Source organism: Arthrobacter sp. OAP107 (assembly GCF_040546765.1).
Lineage (GTDB): Bacteria > Actinomycetota > Actinomycetes > Actinomycetales > Micrococcaceae > Arthrobacter.
In genome coordinates, this window is sequence record NZ_JBEPOK010000001.1 from 1,340,400 (window position 1) to 1,354,911 (window position 14,512).

General features: G+C 66.6%; 16 protein-coding genes and 1 pseudogene. 10 read left to right on the top strand and 7 right to left on the bottom strand.

Features of this window, described 5'->3' with window-relative positions; translation table 11 throughout:
- The first annotated feature begins 113 nt into the window (after positions 1-113).
- Positions 114-779 carry a TetR/AcrR family transcriptional regulator gene (locus tag ABIE00_RS06285; protein WP_354258107.1) on the top strand — a complete coding sequence of 222 codons (666 nt, stop codon included), beginning with the start codon at positions 114-116 and terminating at the stop codon, positions 777-779.
- Positions 780-868: 89 nt separating this feature from the next.
- Positions 869-1,480 (top strand): hypothetical protein, encoded by a 612-nt coding sequence (locus ABIE00_RS06290; RefSeq protein ID WP_214853796.1) that lies wholly within the window; start codon positions 869-871, stop codon positions 1,478-1,480.
- A gap of 70 nt (positions 1,481-1,550) precedes the next feature.
- Here the strand turns inward: ABIE00_RS06290 and ABIE00_RS06295 are convergent, their stop codons facing one another.
- Both ABIE00_RS06295 and dapD read right to left on the bottom strand, forming a co-directional pair.
- Positions 1,551-2,402: a hypothetical protein gene (locus ABIE00_RS06295; protein WP_354258111.1), complete on the bottom strand. Its 852-nt coding sequence runs from the start codon at positions 2,400-2,402 to the stop codon at positions 1,551-1,553.
- Positions 2,403-2,492: 90 nt separating this feature from the next.
- The gene (dapD, locus tag ABIE00_RS06300) at positions 2,493-3,521 is read right to left on the bottom strand and encodes a 2,3,4,5-tetrahydropyridine-2,6-dicarboxylate N-succinyltransferase (RefSeq protein WP_354258114.1); all 1,029 of its coding nucleotides are present in this window, start codon (positions 3,519-3,521) and stop codon (positions 2,493-2,495) included.
- A gap of 149 nt (positions 3,522-3,670) precedes the next feature.
- Between dapD and dapE the strand changes: the two genes are divergently transcribed.
- Positions 3,671-4,795, top strand: coding sequence for a succinyl-diaminopimelate desuccinylase (gene dapE / locus ABIE00_RS06305; protein WP_354258117.1), 1,125 nt, complete (start codon positions 3,671-3,673; stop codon positions 4,793-4,795).
- A gap of 102 nt (positions 4,796-4,897) precedes the next feature.
- Here the strand turns inward: dapE and ABIE00_RS06310 are convergent, their stop codons facing one another.
- From ABIE00_RS06310 to ABIE00_RS06325, 4 genes are all read right to left on the bottom strand, one after another.
- Positions 4,898-5,737, bottom strand: coding sequence for an amino acid ABC transporter permease (locus ABIE00_RS06310; RefSeq protein ID WP_354258120.1), 840 nt, complete (start codon positions 5,735-5,737; stop codon positions 4,898-4,900).
- A complete protein-coding gene (locus tag ABIE00_RS06315) occupies positions 5,734-6,384 on the bottom strand; it encodes an amino acid ABC transporter permease (protein ID WP_354258123.1) in 651 nt (216 codons plus the stop codon). Before ABIE00_RS06315 ends, ABIE00_RS06310 begins: the two co-directional genes overlap by 4 nt.
- A gap of 100 nt (positions 6,385-6,484) precedes the next feature.
- Complete coding sequence (locus ABIE00_RS06320; protein WP_354258126.1) at positions 6,485-7,375, bottom strand: glutamate ABC transporter substrate-binding protein; 891 nt, start codon at positions 7,373-7,375, stop codon at positions 6,485-6,487.
- Between the two features lie 86 nt (positions 7,376-7,461).
- A complete protein-coding gene (locus ABIE00_RS06325) occupies positions 7,462-8,217 on the bottom strand; it encodes an amino acid ABC transporter ATP-binding protein (protein ID WP_331575702.1) in 756 nt (251 codons plus the stop codon).
- A gap of 106 nt (positions 8,218-8,323) precedes the next feature.
- Here ABIE00_RS06325 and ABIE00_RS06330 point away from each other — a divergent pair, with 106 nt between their 5' ends.
- From ABIE00_RS06330 to ABIE00_RS06345, 4 genes and pseudogenes are all read left to right on the top strand, one after another.
- Positions 8,324-9,109: an LOG family protein gene (locus ABIE00_RS06330; RefSeq protein ID WP_331575704.1), complete on the top strand. Its 786-nt coding sequence runs from the start codon at positions 8,324-8,326 to the stop codon at positions 9,107-9,109.
- A gap of 51 nt (positions 9,110-9,160) precedes the next feature.
- Positions 9,161-9,643, top strand: a complete 483-nt coding sequence (locus tag ABIE00_RS06335; RefSeq protein ID WP_354258130.1) for a DivIVA domain-containing protein — start codon at positions 9,161-9,163, stop codon at positions 9,641-9,643.
- Positions 9,640-10,972 (top strand): annotated as a pseudogene (locus tag ABIE00_RS06340) (putative hexosyltransferase). The gene ABIE00_RS06335 and the pseudogene ABIE00_RS06340 overlap by 4 nt, the downstream one beginning before the upstream one ends.
- A gap of 257 nt (positions 10,973-11,229) precedes the next feature.
- A complete protein-coding gene (locus ABIE00_RS06345; RefSeq protein WP_102973820.1) occupies positions 11,230-11,397 on the top strand; it encodes a DUF3117 domain-containing protein in 168 nt (55 codons plus the stop codon).
- Between the two features lie 64 nt (positions 11,398-11,461).
- On the opposite strand, the gene ABIE00_RS06350 is transcribed toward ABIE00_RS06345, so the two are convergent.
- Positions 11,462-12,094 carry an O-methyltransferase gene (locus ABIE00_RS06350; protein ID WP_331575711.1) on the bottom strand — a complete coding sequence of 211 codons (633 nt, stop codon included), beginning with the start codon at positions 12,092-12,094 and terminating at the stop codon, positions 11,462-11,464.
- 320 nt (positions 12,095-12,414) lie between these two features.
- On the opposite strand from ABIE00_RS06350, the gene sigE reads away from it, so the two are divergent.
- The 3 genes from sigE (at position 12,415) to ABIE00_RS06365 (ending at position 14,474) form a co-directional block, all read left to right on the top strand.
- Positions 12,415-13,032 (top strand): RNA polymerase sigma factor SigE, encoded by a 618-nt coding sequence (gene sigE, locus ABIE00_RS06355; protein WP_354258134.1) that lies wholly within the window; start codon positions 12,415-12,417, stop codon positions 13,030-13,032.
- An 8-nt stretch (positions 13,033-13,040) separates the two neighbouring features.
- The gene (locus ABIE00_RS06360; RefSeq protein ID WP_354258137.1) at positions 13,041-13,985 is read left to right on the top strand and encodes an anti-sigma factor; all 945 of its coding nucleotides are present in this window, start codon (positions 13,041-13,043) and stop codon (positions 13,983-13,985) included.
- Between the two features lie 90 nt (positions 13,986-14,075).
- Positions 14,076-14,474 carry a twin-arginine translocase TatA/TatE family subunit gene (locus ABIE00_RS06365; protein WP_354258139.1) on the top strand — a complete coding sequence of 133 codons (399 nt, stop codon included), beginning with the start codon at positions 14,076-14,078 and terminating at the stop codon, positions 14,472-14,474.
- The last annotated feature ends 38 nt before the right edge of the window (positions 14,475-14,512 follow it).

A 14,512-nucleotide genomic window follows, 5' to 3' on the forward strand; every position in this document is an offset into this window, starting at 1 on the left:
TCCACCCCAGGTGGACAGCCGCCGTTGCGCTTTAACCGGCTGAGCCAAGCCGAAGCACGATTCGTGCCGCCGCGTCGCCGCAGTTTTGGCGCACACCCGTGCTAAAAACAAGAGTGCCGAAAATCGTGGACGCCGCGCAGCGCCGGCAGGAAATCGTTGGCGCCGTGTGCAGGATCATCGCCACGGACGGCCTGGAGCGTGCGTCCCTGCGGGAAGTGGCGGAGGAGGCCGGCCTCGCGGTGGGTTCCGTACGGCACTACTTCGACAGCAGCGACGACCTTCTGGCCTACTCCTTTGCGGCGGTTTCGGACCGCCTCCTGACCCGCCTTCACTCCGGGCTCACCGGGCTGGGGACTCCAACCCACGACCAGGACAGGAGCCGGGCGGTATTAACACTGCTATGCGAATTCCTGCCTCTGGACGAGGAGCGCGCCATGGACGCGTGCGCGTGGCTGGCCTTTAGGAACGCGGCGAGGATCCGGCCCTTCCTGGCCGCCGAGGCCGACAGGAGCCACCGGGCCGTGGCGGCCGTCGTTGGCCAGGTAATCACCGCGGTCCTGCGCGGGGACGCCGTGGGGGACGATGCCACCGGCGCCGACGCCGGGGTGCTCGATGCCGGACCGCAGCTGGTGACAGCGGCCGAACACCTGCTGGCGACCCTGGACGGGCTGGCCATGCACGCCCTGCTGCAGCCGGGCTGGATGTCGCCGGAAATGTGCCGTGACGTGCTCGAATCCCACATCGAGGGGCTTCGCAGGAGTGTGGGTGCCAACCATTAACCTCCCCGGGCTGGGGGAATAGACTGAAAGCCGGAGAGCGGGTTGCCGGCACGACGGGGTGGAAATCAAGATGCCAAGGAGGCATACGCATGCAGCACACAGGCGGTCCAGGCTGGCGAATCACTATGGACACGTCGGGGCCCATGCTCATTGCCCTCTATATACGTGATGTTGCCGGGCTCGACGGCGCAGGCTTTCCGGCGCTTTCGCATGCCGCCCCGAAGGTCCGACACGTGGACCATGCCCACCTCACCGCCGAAGTAGGTGGCATCGGCGCCCTGAAAACGGAGTGGGAAGCCTGGTGGGAGCAGCTGCTGAAGGCCCACCCGCAGATGTCGCCGGAGCTGTCGCCCCCGGGATTCCGGTCCTTCGCCAACTCCCCGGCACTGCGCAAGGTCCTGCAGGCGCACTTCGGGGCGGCCCTGACCTGGGCCCGGGAACGGCGAGCGGAGTACGCCGAGCTGGAGGCCGAACGCGTGGCGGGTGGCTCCGCACACCTGCTCGAGGACATCGTGGAGGACAGGCTCCTGGAGGTGGGCCGGGACTCACGGGACTTTGCGCTGACGATTATTGAGCTGCCGCTGGATGAGCAGCGGGCCTGGTACCTGGAGCCGGACAAGATCATCATGAGCCACGAGCTGCTGTCCCAGCCCGAGGTGTTCCGCAGCTACGTGCAGCCGGTGGTGGAGATCCTCGTCTAGTCGTCGGAGGCCGGCCCCGGCCTGAGGGCCAGGACCACAGATTCAGACCACAGATTCAGGACTCGCAGATTTAGGAACCGTCGGCAGCCACCGTGATGGCCACCCGGCCGCCGGCGTCCGGCACATCCTGCCATCCGTTGCGGGCATTCCTGTCCCACCGCTTTCCGGCCACGTCCACGCGTTCCACGGAGAGCTCTTTGGCGTTTGCCACCGCCCAATGGGCCACGGACCAGGCATAACTGTCGGTGACGTCGACCTCTACTGTCTGGCCGGTGGCGGACACGGGAATGCTCCCATAGGCGGCTTCCAGCTGCGTGAGTACGGCAGCGGTGTTGCCGGCGGTGTCCGGTGAGCGGAGCGTGCAGTTCAAGGCAGCGGGCGTCTCTCCCGTCAGGGCCGAGGCGAAGGACCGCCCCATCGCCTCGTGCTCGGCATACGCAGCCGGGTAGGCGGAGCGCTGGACCCGCTGGGCGGCATCGGTGATATCCAGGGTGGCATAGCCGGGCACCTTGACGAGGGCATCGTAGAAGGCATTCGTGGCGTAGATCGGGTCCATGACCTGTTCCTGCGTGCCCCAGCCCTGGGACGGGCGCTGCTGGAAGAGGCCCCTGGAATCCGGGCCGGCGAGGTCGCCGTGGCCGATGTTCCGGAGCTTTGATTCCTGCATGGCGGTGGCCAAGGCAATGCTGGCTGCCCGCGGCGGCAGCCCGCGGCGCACGGAGACAGCCGTGATCAGGGCGGCGTTTGCAGCCTGGTCCGTGGCCAGGTTGGCGTGCTGCGAACCGGCGGCGGCGGTGCATTCCTCGGTGATCAGTTGCTCGGAGCGCTGCAGCAATGAGGCTGCGGTATAGATGCCGCCGGCGACCAGGGCGATGGAGAGGCCAGCGATGACAGCCCCGCGCAGCCTGCGTCTGCGTGTCACGTGGTTACTCCAGCAATCTGCCGGCACGCCCGTCGGGGCGTGCCAGCTATGTCCTCACGGCCGGTTGGCGTGCGGTCAGTTGGCGGGCAATCAGTTGGCGTGCAGGGCGTCGTTCAGTTCCACGGTCTGGCCCTGGCGGGGCAGGACTTCAACTTCACCGGTGGTGGAGTTGCGGCGGAAAAGCAGGTTCGGCACGCCGGACAGTTCAATGGCCTTGACGATCTTGCTGGTGTCCTCGCCGTCGGCGTCCTTGGGACCGGCAAGGCGGACGCGGGTGCCCGCCGTGACGTACAGCCCGGCCTCCACCACGGAGTCGTCCCCGATGCTGATGCCGACGCCGGAGTTGGCGCCCAGGAGGACGCGCTGGCCCAGGGACACCTTCTCCTTGCCGCCTCCGGAGAGGGTGCCCATGATCGAGGCGCCGCCGCCGACGTCGGTGCCGTCGCCGGCCACAACACCAGCCGAAATCCGGCCCTCAACCATGGAGGTCCCCAGCGTGCCGGCGTTGAAGTTCACGAAGCCCTCGTGCATGACAGTGGTGCCTTCGGCGAGGTGGGCACCCAGGCGCACGCGGTCGGCGTCGGCGATGCGGACGCCTGTGGGAACGACGTAGTCCACCATCCGCGGGAACTTGTCCACGCCGTAGACGGTAACAGCACCGCGCTTGCGCAGCTTGGCGCGGGTCAGTTCGAACCCGTCCACGGCGCACGGGCCGAAGTTGGTCCAGACGACGTTCGGGAGCTTACCGAAGATGCCGTCAAGGTTGATGCTGTTGGGCCGGACCAGGCGGTGCGAGAGCAGGTGCAGGCGCAGGTAGGCATCGGCGGTGTCGGCCGGAGCCGCGTCCAGGTTGATCTGGACGAACACCACCTTCTGCTCGGTACCGCGGTCGGCGTCGGTGCCGGCGGCTGCGATTTCCGTGAGGGTCTCGTCGGCGTTTTCCACGGCGCGAAGGCTTTCCGCGGCCACACCGAGGGCAGGGGCGGGGAACCAGGCGTCCAGCACGGTGGCTTCGCCGTTCCGCGTGGCGATGGTGGCTACGCCGAATCCATAGGCCGAACGGGATTCGTCGGACAGTGTCTGGGCAGCGGGCACGGCGGAAGAAGCGGTTTCAGTCATGCGCCAAGTCTATCGAGACGAGGTGCACGCGCCGAAACCGGTCCGTGCATATCGGAGTCGCATTTCGGGGCGTTCCGGGCCCTTGGCACTCCCTGGGAACGCCCCGGGCTGCCACCCGGAGGGCACGGGCGGGCGCGGGATACAGTGGGATGGTGATTGCCGAAACAGCCCCCGTAACCCTTGACCTGCGCCAGGACGTGGCACTGCTGACCGCCGCGCTGATCGACATCAACAGCGTCTCCGGCAACGAGCGCCAACTGGCCGACGCCGTCGAGTCTGCGCTCCGCCAGCTGCCCGGCCTCGAAATGGTGCGTGACGGCGACTCCATCATCGCCCGTACCAACCTTGGCCGGAGTGAGCGGGTCATTCTGGCGGGCCACCTGGACACCGTGCCGCTGCCCGTCACGGAAGACTCACTGGGAACGGTGCCGTCCACCTGGCCGTCGGGCGTCCCCGGCGACGGCGTCCTGTATGGCCGCGGCGCCACGGACATGAAGGGCGGCGTTGCCGTCCAGCTCGCGCTGGCGGCGTCAATGTTCGACGGCGGGGCGGAACCGGACAAGGATGTCACCTTCGTGTTTTACGACCATGAGGAGGTGGAGGCGGTCAAGAGCGGACTGGGCCGGCTGGTGCGCAACCACGGCGGACTCCTCGGCGGCGACTTTGCCATCCTCCTCGAGCCGACCGACGGCACCGTGGAGGGCGGCTGCAACGGCACCATGCGCTTCCACGCCACCACCTTCGGCGAGGCTGCCCACTCCGCCCGGGCCTGGATGGGCCGCAACGCGATCCACGCGGCAGCGCCCATCCTGGAACGGCTCGCGGGGTACAGCCCGCAGACCGTGGCCGTGGACGGACTGGACTACCGCGAAAGCCTGAACGCGGTGAAGATCCACGGCGGCACCGCCGGCAACGTCATCCCGGACCGCTGCGTTGTGGAGATCAACTACCGCTTCGCCCCGGACAAGACCCCTGACCAGGCTGAAGCGCACGTGCGTGAGCTGCTGGACGGGTTCGACGTGGTCCGCACGGACAGCGCGGCCGGTGCGCGGCCGGGACTGAACCACCCTGCTGCCGCGTCCTTCGTGGCTGCTGTGGGCGGCGAGCCGAAACCCAAATACGGCTGGACCGACGTCGCCCGCTTCAGCGAACTGGGCATTCCGGCCGTGAACTTCGGGCCCGGAGATGCGCTCCTGGCACACAAGGACAACGAGCACGTGGAGGCCGAAGCTATCCGCACCTGCCTGCGGGCACTGCAGACGTGGCTTTCCTGAGCATGCCGGCCTGAGTCCCGGCCGATAAGCACGCAGGGTCCGCAGCCGGATGGCTGCGGACCCTTCGCTGTAAATGACTGCCCGTTATGTCACCACTGTTTACTATTTGATGACGGTGGAAACACCGGCGGTGGGGGCCTTCGCCACTCCGCCGGCAGCCTTCTTGGACCCGTGCCGCTCAATCCAGATGGCCAGCCGGGATACCGCCAGGTTAATGGCGATGTAGATGGCCGCTGCCACGAAGAACACCGGGAACAGGAACTGCGGGCCCAGGAAGTCGGCCATCACCTGCACCGCGCGCAGCAGTTCGCCGTAGGCCACGATGTATCCCAGTGACGTGTCCTTCAGCAGGACCACCAGCTGTGCCACGAGGGATGGCAGCATGCGGCGGACCGCCTGGGGCAGTTCGATGGTCAGCCGGGACTGGAAGCTGGTCAGGCCGATCGCCAGTCCCGCTTCGCGCTGGCCGCGGGGGAGGGACTGGATGCCTGCGCGGATGATTTCCGCGAAGATCGCCGCGTTATAGAGGACCAGTCCGGCCACCACGGCGATGAACGAGCTGGTGGCGAAGACCAGCAGCACGAACAGCATCATCAGGACCACCGGCATGCCGCGGAGGAACTCGAGCACGATCCGGGTGGGAATCCGGATCCAGGCGACGTCGGAGATGCGCATCAGGCACAGCAGGAGTCCCAGCGGAAAGGCAATGACCGCTGCGATGGCCGCCGCGCTCAGCGTCGCGCTGATGCCGTTGAAGATCAGCGTCCAGACATCCGCCTGGCCGAAGATGGCCCAGCGCTGCGCCTGGAAGATGCCCTGCTGGGCGAGGGTCATGATGGCCCAGGCCAGCAGGGCCGCGATCAGCACGACGCCGATCACGGACCCGATCAGCGAGGTGCGGCGGGCCTTGGGCCCGGGGACGTCGTAGAGAACCGAACTCATCGAGCGATCGCCACCTTTCGTTCGACCTGGTGGGCGAGGTAGCCCAGCGGCACGGTGATCAGGAGATAGAAGAAGGCAACGCCCACCAGCACCCACATGACGGCGTCGCCGTGGTCGTTGGCCAGCTGCTTGCCGTAGCCGAACAGCTCCAGCACGTAGAAGGCACCGGCCACGGACGAGTTCTTGACGAGCGCGATGAGGATGTTGATCATCGGGGGGATCACGGTCCGCAGTGCCTGCGGAAGGATGATGAGCGAGAGCACCTGGCCGAACTTCATGCCGATGCTGCGGGCCGCCTCGGCCTGGCCGACAGGAACGCTGTTGACGCCCGAGCGCACCGCCTCGGCGATGAACGCGGAGGTGTAGGCGCTCAGGGCGATGATGGCTGCGATCTCGAACTGCTGGAAGGTCACGCCCAGCCGGGGCAGGACCACGGCCGCGAAAAAGAAGGCAATGGTCAGCGGGGTGTTTCGCACCACCTCCACATAGAACATGCTGAAGCCGCGGAGGGCAGCCACGGGGGAGACACGCGCCGCGGCCAGCAGGGTGCCAACAACCAACGCGATGATGCCGGAAACGGCTGCCAGGAACAGGGTTCTGAGAAAGCCGTCCCAGTATTGGGGGAGGCTTTCAATGATGACGTCCATAGGGTCCTTTAGCTGCGTTCAGGGGAATGTGCGGAAAACGGAAGCGGCGGTTACCGGCAGGCTGTAGCATGCACAGCCGCCGGTAACCGCCACGATCGTTTTAGTAGCGGTCGATGGCCGGAAGTTCCGGTGCCGTCTTGATGACCGCGCCGGCCGTGTCTTCCCATGCCTTCTTGTAGGAGCCATCCTTGGCGAAGGCTTCCAGCTGGTCGTTGATCCAGTTGCGGAACTCTGTGTCGCCCTTCTTCAGGCCGATGCCGTAGGGCTCCTTGGTGAAGGTCTCGTCGGATGCCAGCTTGAACGCGTCCGGCTCCTTGTTGACGAAGCCTGCCAGGATGACGTTGTCCGTGGTCACGGCCTCAACCTGCTTGTTGCGCAGCGGCTCGAGGCAGGCCGAGTAGGTGGCGGCCGGAACCAGGACCGCGCCGTACTTCTCCACGATGGTGGAGGCCGGGGTGGAACCCGTCACGGAGCAGACGTTCTTGCCTTTGACGTCCTCGGGCTTGGTGATGGACGTGTTGTCCTTGTTCACCATCAGCGCCTGGCCGGCTTCATAGTACGGGCCGGCGAAGTCAACTTCGGTCTTGCGCTTGTCATTGATGGTGTAGGTGGCCACGATCAGGTCCACCTTGCCCTGCTTGATGAACTGCTCGCGGTTGGCGGAGACGGTCTCGACCCATTCGATCTTGTCTGCGGGGATGCCCAGCTTGGCGGCCAGCAGCTTGCCGATTTCGACGTCGAAACCGACAGGCTTGCCGTCCAGGCCCTTCTGGCCGAACAGCGGCTGGTCGAACTTGGTGCCGATGGTGATCTTGCCGGCGGAGGCGAGCTTTTCCATGGTGGTGCCGGCAGCGAAGCTGGGCTTCTCGACCGGCGTGGGGTTGGAGCCGGTCCCGGTGCCGCCGCCGCCGCCGCAAGCGCTCAGTGTAAGGGCGATGGCCGCGGATGCTGCTGCCAGAAGGGATTTCCTTCGGGTCAAAAATGCCTTCATGACATTCCTTTCATTGGGCGGCCGCCCGTGACGGCCTGGGTGCGAAATCGGGGGGTCTTGAAGTTGGGGATTGCTGGATTGGTTTGTCAGTGCGTGAGCAGCTTGGACAGGAAGTCCTTGGCACGGCTGCTCTGGGGATTGGTGAAGAATTCCTCAGGAGTGGCGTCCTCAACGATCTGTCCGTCAGCCATGAACACCACGCGGTCGGCGGCCTTGCGGGCGAATCCCATCTCATGGGTAACCACGATCATGGTCATGCCTTCCTTGGCCAGCTGGATCATGACGTCCAGGACCTCATTGATCATTTCCGGGTCGAGGGCCGAAGTCGGCTCGTCGAACAGCATGACCTTGGGCTTCATGGCGAGGGCGCGTGCGATGGCCACCCGCTGCTGCTGGCCGCCGGACAGCTGGGCCGGAAGCTTGGGGGCCTGGTGACCCACGCCCACCCGCTCAAGCAGGGCCATGGCCTCCTTGTCCGCCTCCGCCTTCGCGACGCCCTTGACCTTGATGGGGCCAAGCGTCACGTTTTCCAGGATGGTCTTGTGCGCGAACAGGTTGAACGACTGGAACACCATGCCGACGTCGGCGCGCAGCCGGGCAAGCTCCTTGCCCTCCTCGGGCAGGCGCTTGCCGTCGATGGCGATGTCGCCGTCGTCGATGGTTTCCAGCCGGTTGATCGCCCGGCACAGAGTGGACTTCCCCGAACCTGACGGGCCGATGACCACAACCACCTCGCCCTTGCGGACCTGGAGGTTGATGTCCTTCAGAACGTGCAGCTGACCGTAATGCTTGTTGACGGCATTCAGAGAGACGAGTGCATCGCCGGGCAGTTGAGTAGTCATAAAGATGAATCTAGCGAACATTGACCGGTTATGACTGGAATCACTCCAACTTCCCGCTGATCGTAATTCAAGAGATACCTGCAGGTCAGCAGGTTAGCCTTGGGGGATGAGCATTAACGCAGATCCGTCAAAATCAGTACAGCCCCGCCGGAAAGGGCCCCTCGAGCTGCGCCGCAAGCAAGCCGCGGTGGAGATGTCGGATCAGCGGCTGCTCGACACCAAGGGCCCCGGGCACTTCATCCACACCGACCCCTGGCGCGTCATGCGGATCCAGAGCGAGTTCGTGGAAGGCTTTGGTGCCCTCTCCGATCTGGGCCAGGCCGTCAGCGTGTTCGGTTCCGCGCGCACCAAGCCCGGAAGCGCGTACTACGACATGGGCGTCGAGGTGGGCCGCAAACTGGCAGAGGCCGGCGTGGCCGTCATCACCGGCGGCGGCCCCGGCTCGATGGAAGCCGCCAACAGGGGAGCCGTGGAAGGCAACGGAGTCTCAGTGGGCCTGGGCATCGAGCTGCCATTCGAGCAGGGCCTGAACCAGTGGGTGGACCTCGGCATCAACTTCCGCTACTTCTTCGCGCGGAAGACCATGTTCGTGAAGTACGCCCAGGGCTTTATCGTCCTTCCCGGCGGCCTCGGCACTCTTGACGAGCTCTTCGAGGCCATGGTCCTCGTGCAGACGCAGAAGGTCACCTCGTTCCCGATCGTCCTGCTGGGGGCGGCGTTCTGGGGGCCGATGATCGAATGGATCAAGGGGACCCTGGTGGCTGAGGGCATGGTCTCGGCAAAGGACCTGGACCTCATTCAAGTGGTGGACACTCCGGAGGAAGCCGTGAACCTGGTCCTCCACGGCCACGTCCGGCCTCCGTCCACCAACGGCGACCAGCGGCCCGAATAGCGGCGCCCCGGTACGCGGGCAGCCGGGGCTGCGTCTGGCACGATGGGTGGTGTGAGTTTCTTCCTCGTTTTCCTCGCCATCGTCCTGATTGGAGCCACTGCCCTTATCGGGACCAACCTCGGGGCGGGCATGCTGCGGAGGAAACGCGCCCGCGCGCCTCTCGCCGGAGACGGCTTCAGTGACGGGTTCGATGAACCCGTGGCGTCTCTGCCTCCGGTGCTGCTCCCCGACGACGCCACACCGGCCGACGTCGACCACGTCCGGTTTGCGCTGGGGCTTCGGGGTTACCGGATGGACCAGGTGGACCAGGTGCTGGACGACCTTCGCGACCAGCTGGCCGCCAGGAACGCCGAAATAGAAAGCCTCCGCGAGCAGCTGCGCGCCTGTGCCCACCTGACTGCCGCCGAACCGTTCACAGCCGAACCTGCTGCCGCGCAGCCCGACGCCGAACCGGCTGCCGAGGAGCCCGACGCCGAACCGGCTGCCGCGCAGCCCGCAGCCGAGGACCGGACGGCCGCCAAGGACCGGACGTGAGCTCCCCGATGCCGGCTCCCCGCCCCGTGCCGCCTGCAACCGCCGAACCCCCGCCGTCCGAGGACGGGACCCGGCTGGACAGGGCCTTCCGGACTGCCGCGGCGCGGCTCGGCGGCCGCCTTGGCCGCTGGCCGTGGTGGGCCCAGGTGGCGGCGGTCTACGTGGCCGCCCGGCTGGTCAGTGCCTGCATCTTCATGTCGGCCGCCCAGCACCAGGGATTCAACCCCTGGTTCCCGGCCAAGCCCGACTACTGGAACTTCATCAACATCTGGGACGCGCGGTGGTACGAATCCGTCATCACCGCCGGATACCCCTCCGAACTGCCGATGGATCCTGCCGGCAACGTGCAGGAGAACACCTGGGCCTTCTATCCGCTGTTTCCCACGCTGGGGCGGATGCTCTCCGCTGCCACGGGCATGAGTCCTGCCGCCGCCCCTCATATCCATTGCGATGCTCGCCGGGCTGGCGGCCTCGCTGGTGGTCTACCTGCTCTTCCGCACCCGCACAGCCCACTGGCCTGCCGTGTGGGGCGCCGCGTTCTTCGCCACCTTCCCCGTCGCGCCGGTGCTCCAGGTGCCGTACGCGGAATCCCTGAACCTCCTGCTGCTGGCCGCTGCGCTGCTGCTGGTGGTCAGGCGGCACTACCTGTGGGCCATTCCCGTGGTTCTGGCCATGTGCCTTTCCCGGCCCACGGGCGTGCCGTTTGCTGCCACCGTCGGGATCCTGTTCCTGTACCGGGCCGGTGAGGCCTGGCTCGGGGCACGCAACAACGGGCTGGCCGCCGGGGGGCGCCGGATCCATGACCGGGTCCACAGCCGGAACGAACTGTTGTCCCTCGCCGGGCTCGCTGCCGTCAGCTGTGCGGGCGCCCTCGCCTGGCCCGCCATCGCGTGGGCGGCCACCGGTGACATCGCCGCGTACACCAAGACCGAAACCGTATGGCGCGGGGACGACCTCGTGCCCTTCAAACCCTGGTTCGACACCGGCGTCCTGCTGTTCGGGCCTGTGCTGGGACTCGTGGCACCGTTCGTCTTCGTGGCCTTGTTCGGCCTGTTCATGGCCTCCCCGCCGGTGCGCCGGCTGGGAACGGAACTCCGGTTGTGGTGCGTGTGCTACATGGGATACCTCGTGGTGTTCCTGCATCCGCAGACCAGCACCTTCCGCATGCTGCTGCCGCTGTTTCCGCTGGCCCTGGCCGCCGCGCTCGTTTCCCGCTCGCGCGCCTACCGCGGCGCCGTGATCACGATGTTCGTCCTGCTCCAGATCGTCTGGGTGGTGTGGCTGTGGGCGTGGGCCCAGTTGCCGGGCGGCGGCGACTATCCGCCGTGACAGGCCGGGTTTCCCGGACGGGTTTTCCCAGATCAGCCCGCGGCAGGGCGCAGGAATCCACACGTGAACGGATTGTCCATCGATTAGCTACAGACGGGTAATTACAGGATAATAGGTAGTAAGCAAGGACAAAAAGCATTCGGATTGTTCAGCCATGGCGGCTGCCGAAAGGACCGCCAGAGCGGCTTTGTTTTGACCACGCGGACTCAGCCCGGCCGGGCTGCTCGGTCCTGGGACTACTGGAGGGGATATTCCTCATGGCGGCTATGAAACCACGCACCGGCGACGGCCCTATGGAAGTAACCAAGGAGGGCCGCAGCCTGATCATGCGTGTGCCGCTCGAAGGCGGGGGCCGGCTCGTGGTTGAACTCAACGCCGCAGAGGCGGCCAACCTCAAGGACTGCCTCGTCGGCGTCACCGAATAAGACTAAAGGCAGGGCCCGCAGCCGGAAGGCTGCGGGCCCTGCCTTTTTCGTATGTCTGGCCGGTCTATCTCTTGACCGCTACCAGCAGCCCGTCACCGGTGGGAAGCATGGCGGAAGCCAGCCGGTCGTCGTCGCGGACGGCCTTGCCCACCTGGCGCAGCACAACGGTGGTTGCATCGCGGGCCGCAGGGTTGGACACCCGGTCCTTGTCCAGGGCGTCATTGACGATCAGCAGGCCGCCGGTCTTGAGCAGGCGCACGGCCTGCTCCACGTAGCGGGGAAAGTTGGGCTTGTCCCCGTCGATGAATACGAGGTCGTAGGCGGCATCCGTGAGCCTCGGCAGGACATCGCCGGCACGGCCGGAGATGGTACGCGTACGGTTGGCCGGGCTGCCTGCTTCCTGGAAGGCCTCCCGCGCCGCCTTCAGGTGCTCCACGTCCACGTCAATGGTGGTGAGCACGGCCTGGGGGCCGAGGCCGCGGAGCAGGCAGACGCCGGACACCCCGGCGCCGGTACCGATCTCGACGGCGGTCTGCGCCTTGGATGCCGCAGCCAGCACAGTCAGCACGGCGCCAACGCCACGGCCGATGGGTGTCACGCCAAGCTCGAACGAACGCTCCCGGGCACGAAGCAGGACCTCATCCTCGGCAGGCAGATCTTCTGCATAGGACCAGCTCGTGGACTTATCGGCGCTCATGGATTTCGCTTTCTGGGCGGCAGGGGGGCATGTTCTTACAGCGTACTTGGTTGGACGGCGCCCGACGGGCAAGTGACGGCGGCGACGCCTGTGATGGCGCATACTGTCACCCGGTGCCGTGAACCGCAGGGACGGTGCCCCGGAAACCGGCGCACAATTCGGGTGAATAAGTTGCGCTTTTAGCAAAGGGGGGCTCCGCGGTCAGGAAATTCCCAGCCAACTTTGACATGATAATAATCCGCTCATCCAAGTGGTGATCGGCGCCGAACCAATGATGTAAAGCACGTCAGGCGTTATTACATCCACGAGGGGAGTGGACGATGTCAGCATCCGTTGCGGCACCTGTCCCTGCAACTGAACAGCAAGCCGCCGAGTGGGCCCCGCCCACGTGGGAGGAAGTGGTCACCAACCACTCCGCCAAGGTGTACCGTCTCGCTTACCGGCTCACCGGTAACAAGTATGACGCCGAGGACCTCACCCAGGAGGTGTTCGTCCGCGTCTTCCGTTCCCTGGAGAACTTCAAGCCGGGAACCCTGGACGGCTGGCTGCACCGGATCACCACCAACCTCTTCCTCGACCAGGCGCGGCGCAAGAGCCGTATCCGCTTTGACGCGCTGGCCGAGGACGCCGAATCGCGGCTGCCCGGCCGGGAACCCGGCCCCGAGCAAAGCTTCGAACTCAACAACCTGGACCTCGACGTCCAGGCCGCCCTCGAGGAACTCCCGCCTGACTTCCGTGCCGCCGTCGTCCTGTGCGACCTTGAAGGGCTGTCGTACGACGAGGTCGCCGAGGCCCTGGGCGTGAAGCTGGGCACGGTGCGGTCACGCATTCACCGCGGCCGGACCATGCTGCGCGAAAAGCTTGCCCACCGCGATCCGCGGCCGCAGCAGGCACGCAAGCCGCGGCTGAAGATGCCCCGCATCGCCGGCGTTCTCTGATCGGCGACATGCGTCAGCTACATCGCTTGCTGGAGGGGCTCAGGAGGAAGGCAGCGTTCTCGCCGCTTGCCGGCGGACGGCACCCGCAGACGCCGGACCATGTCCGCGCGTGCGCGGAGTGCGCCAGCGCCCTGCACCGGCAGCGCCAGTACATCGAGCGGCTCCGTACTGCCGCTGTCCCGGCCGCCAGTGACGAGCTGACAGCGCGGCTCCTGCTCCGCACCCAGCAGCTGGCCATGGCGCCGGCCCCCGTCTACCGGCCCAGCCGCATGCGGCTGGCCGGGCTGGCCGGCGGGGTAGCCGTGGTGGCGGCCGGGGCGGTGGCCGCCGGAGCGTACACGGTGGCCGGGGAACCCCGCCAGTACGCCGCCGGAACGGCCTCACTCTATGGCCAGTCAGGGCATTCCCCGGGAACGGACAGCCGGCTCGCCGCCCTGCGGTCCTCCGGCTGGACCTGCCCCGAACTGCGCGCCATGGGTTTCCACCTTGTTTCGGCCAGCACAACGGTGCTGGCGGGCCAGCCCACAGTCGAACTGCGCCTGACGGACGGGCAGCACACGGCACGGATCCTGGAACAGCACCAGGGAACGCCGGCGGCGCCCTGGCCGGTCAACCCACTGACCGGCCACCCTGCCGGAAGCGACGGATACGTGGCCGCCAACCTGCCGGGAACGACGGCGGTCGGCCAGGTCTGGGTCAAGGCGGGGCAACCATGGAGCGCCATTTACCAGACGTCCCGGAGCACCTTCACCTACGTGTCGGACCTGCCCGCCACCTCGGCCGACGACGCCGTGGCGATGCTCGCCGGGGCCGGAGGGGCGGCCAGCCCGGGCCTTGCCGCAGGGACGGACGCGGCCAGCGGCAGTGCCGGAGCCCAGGGACCGGCGCAGGAGACTGCCGTTGACCGGGTGGAACGCGGCCTGCGTAAAATAGCGCGCCAGTTGGGGCTTTGAGACGCTTGCCCGTCCCTGCAGAATGGGCCCGCAGGACGCTGGCCGGGATGAAATCGTCACTGCCTCCCCGGAGAGGGTAATCTTCCTAAAGTGTTTGGAATCAACGGCCCGGAGTTTATCCTTCTGCTGCTCATCGGCATTCTGGTGATCGGCCCCCAGAGGCTGCCCGAATACACCCAGAAACTGGCAAACCTGGTCCGTGAAGTGCGGCGGATGGCCTCCGGCGCGCGGGAGCAGATCAAGGAAGAAGTCGGCATCGACATCGATGACGTTGACTGGAAGAAATACGATCCCCGCCAGTACGATCCGCGGCGCATCATCAAGGAAGCGCTCCTCGAGGACGACACCAAGCCGGTGAGCTCGGGCAGTCCCGCGGCCGTGGCCGCCGCGGCATCAGCCGCGGCTTCCTTGGCCGAGGAGCGGCCGGCCCGCATCATCGAAAGCCTTGGCGTGGGGGAGCGGGCCCCTTTCGATTCCGAGGCGACGTAACCCGGGTTTCGGCAGGCCCACCCAGGGGACAGGCTTAG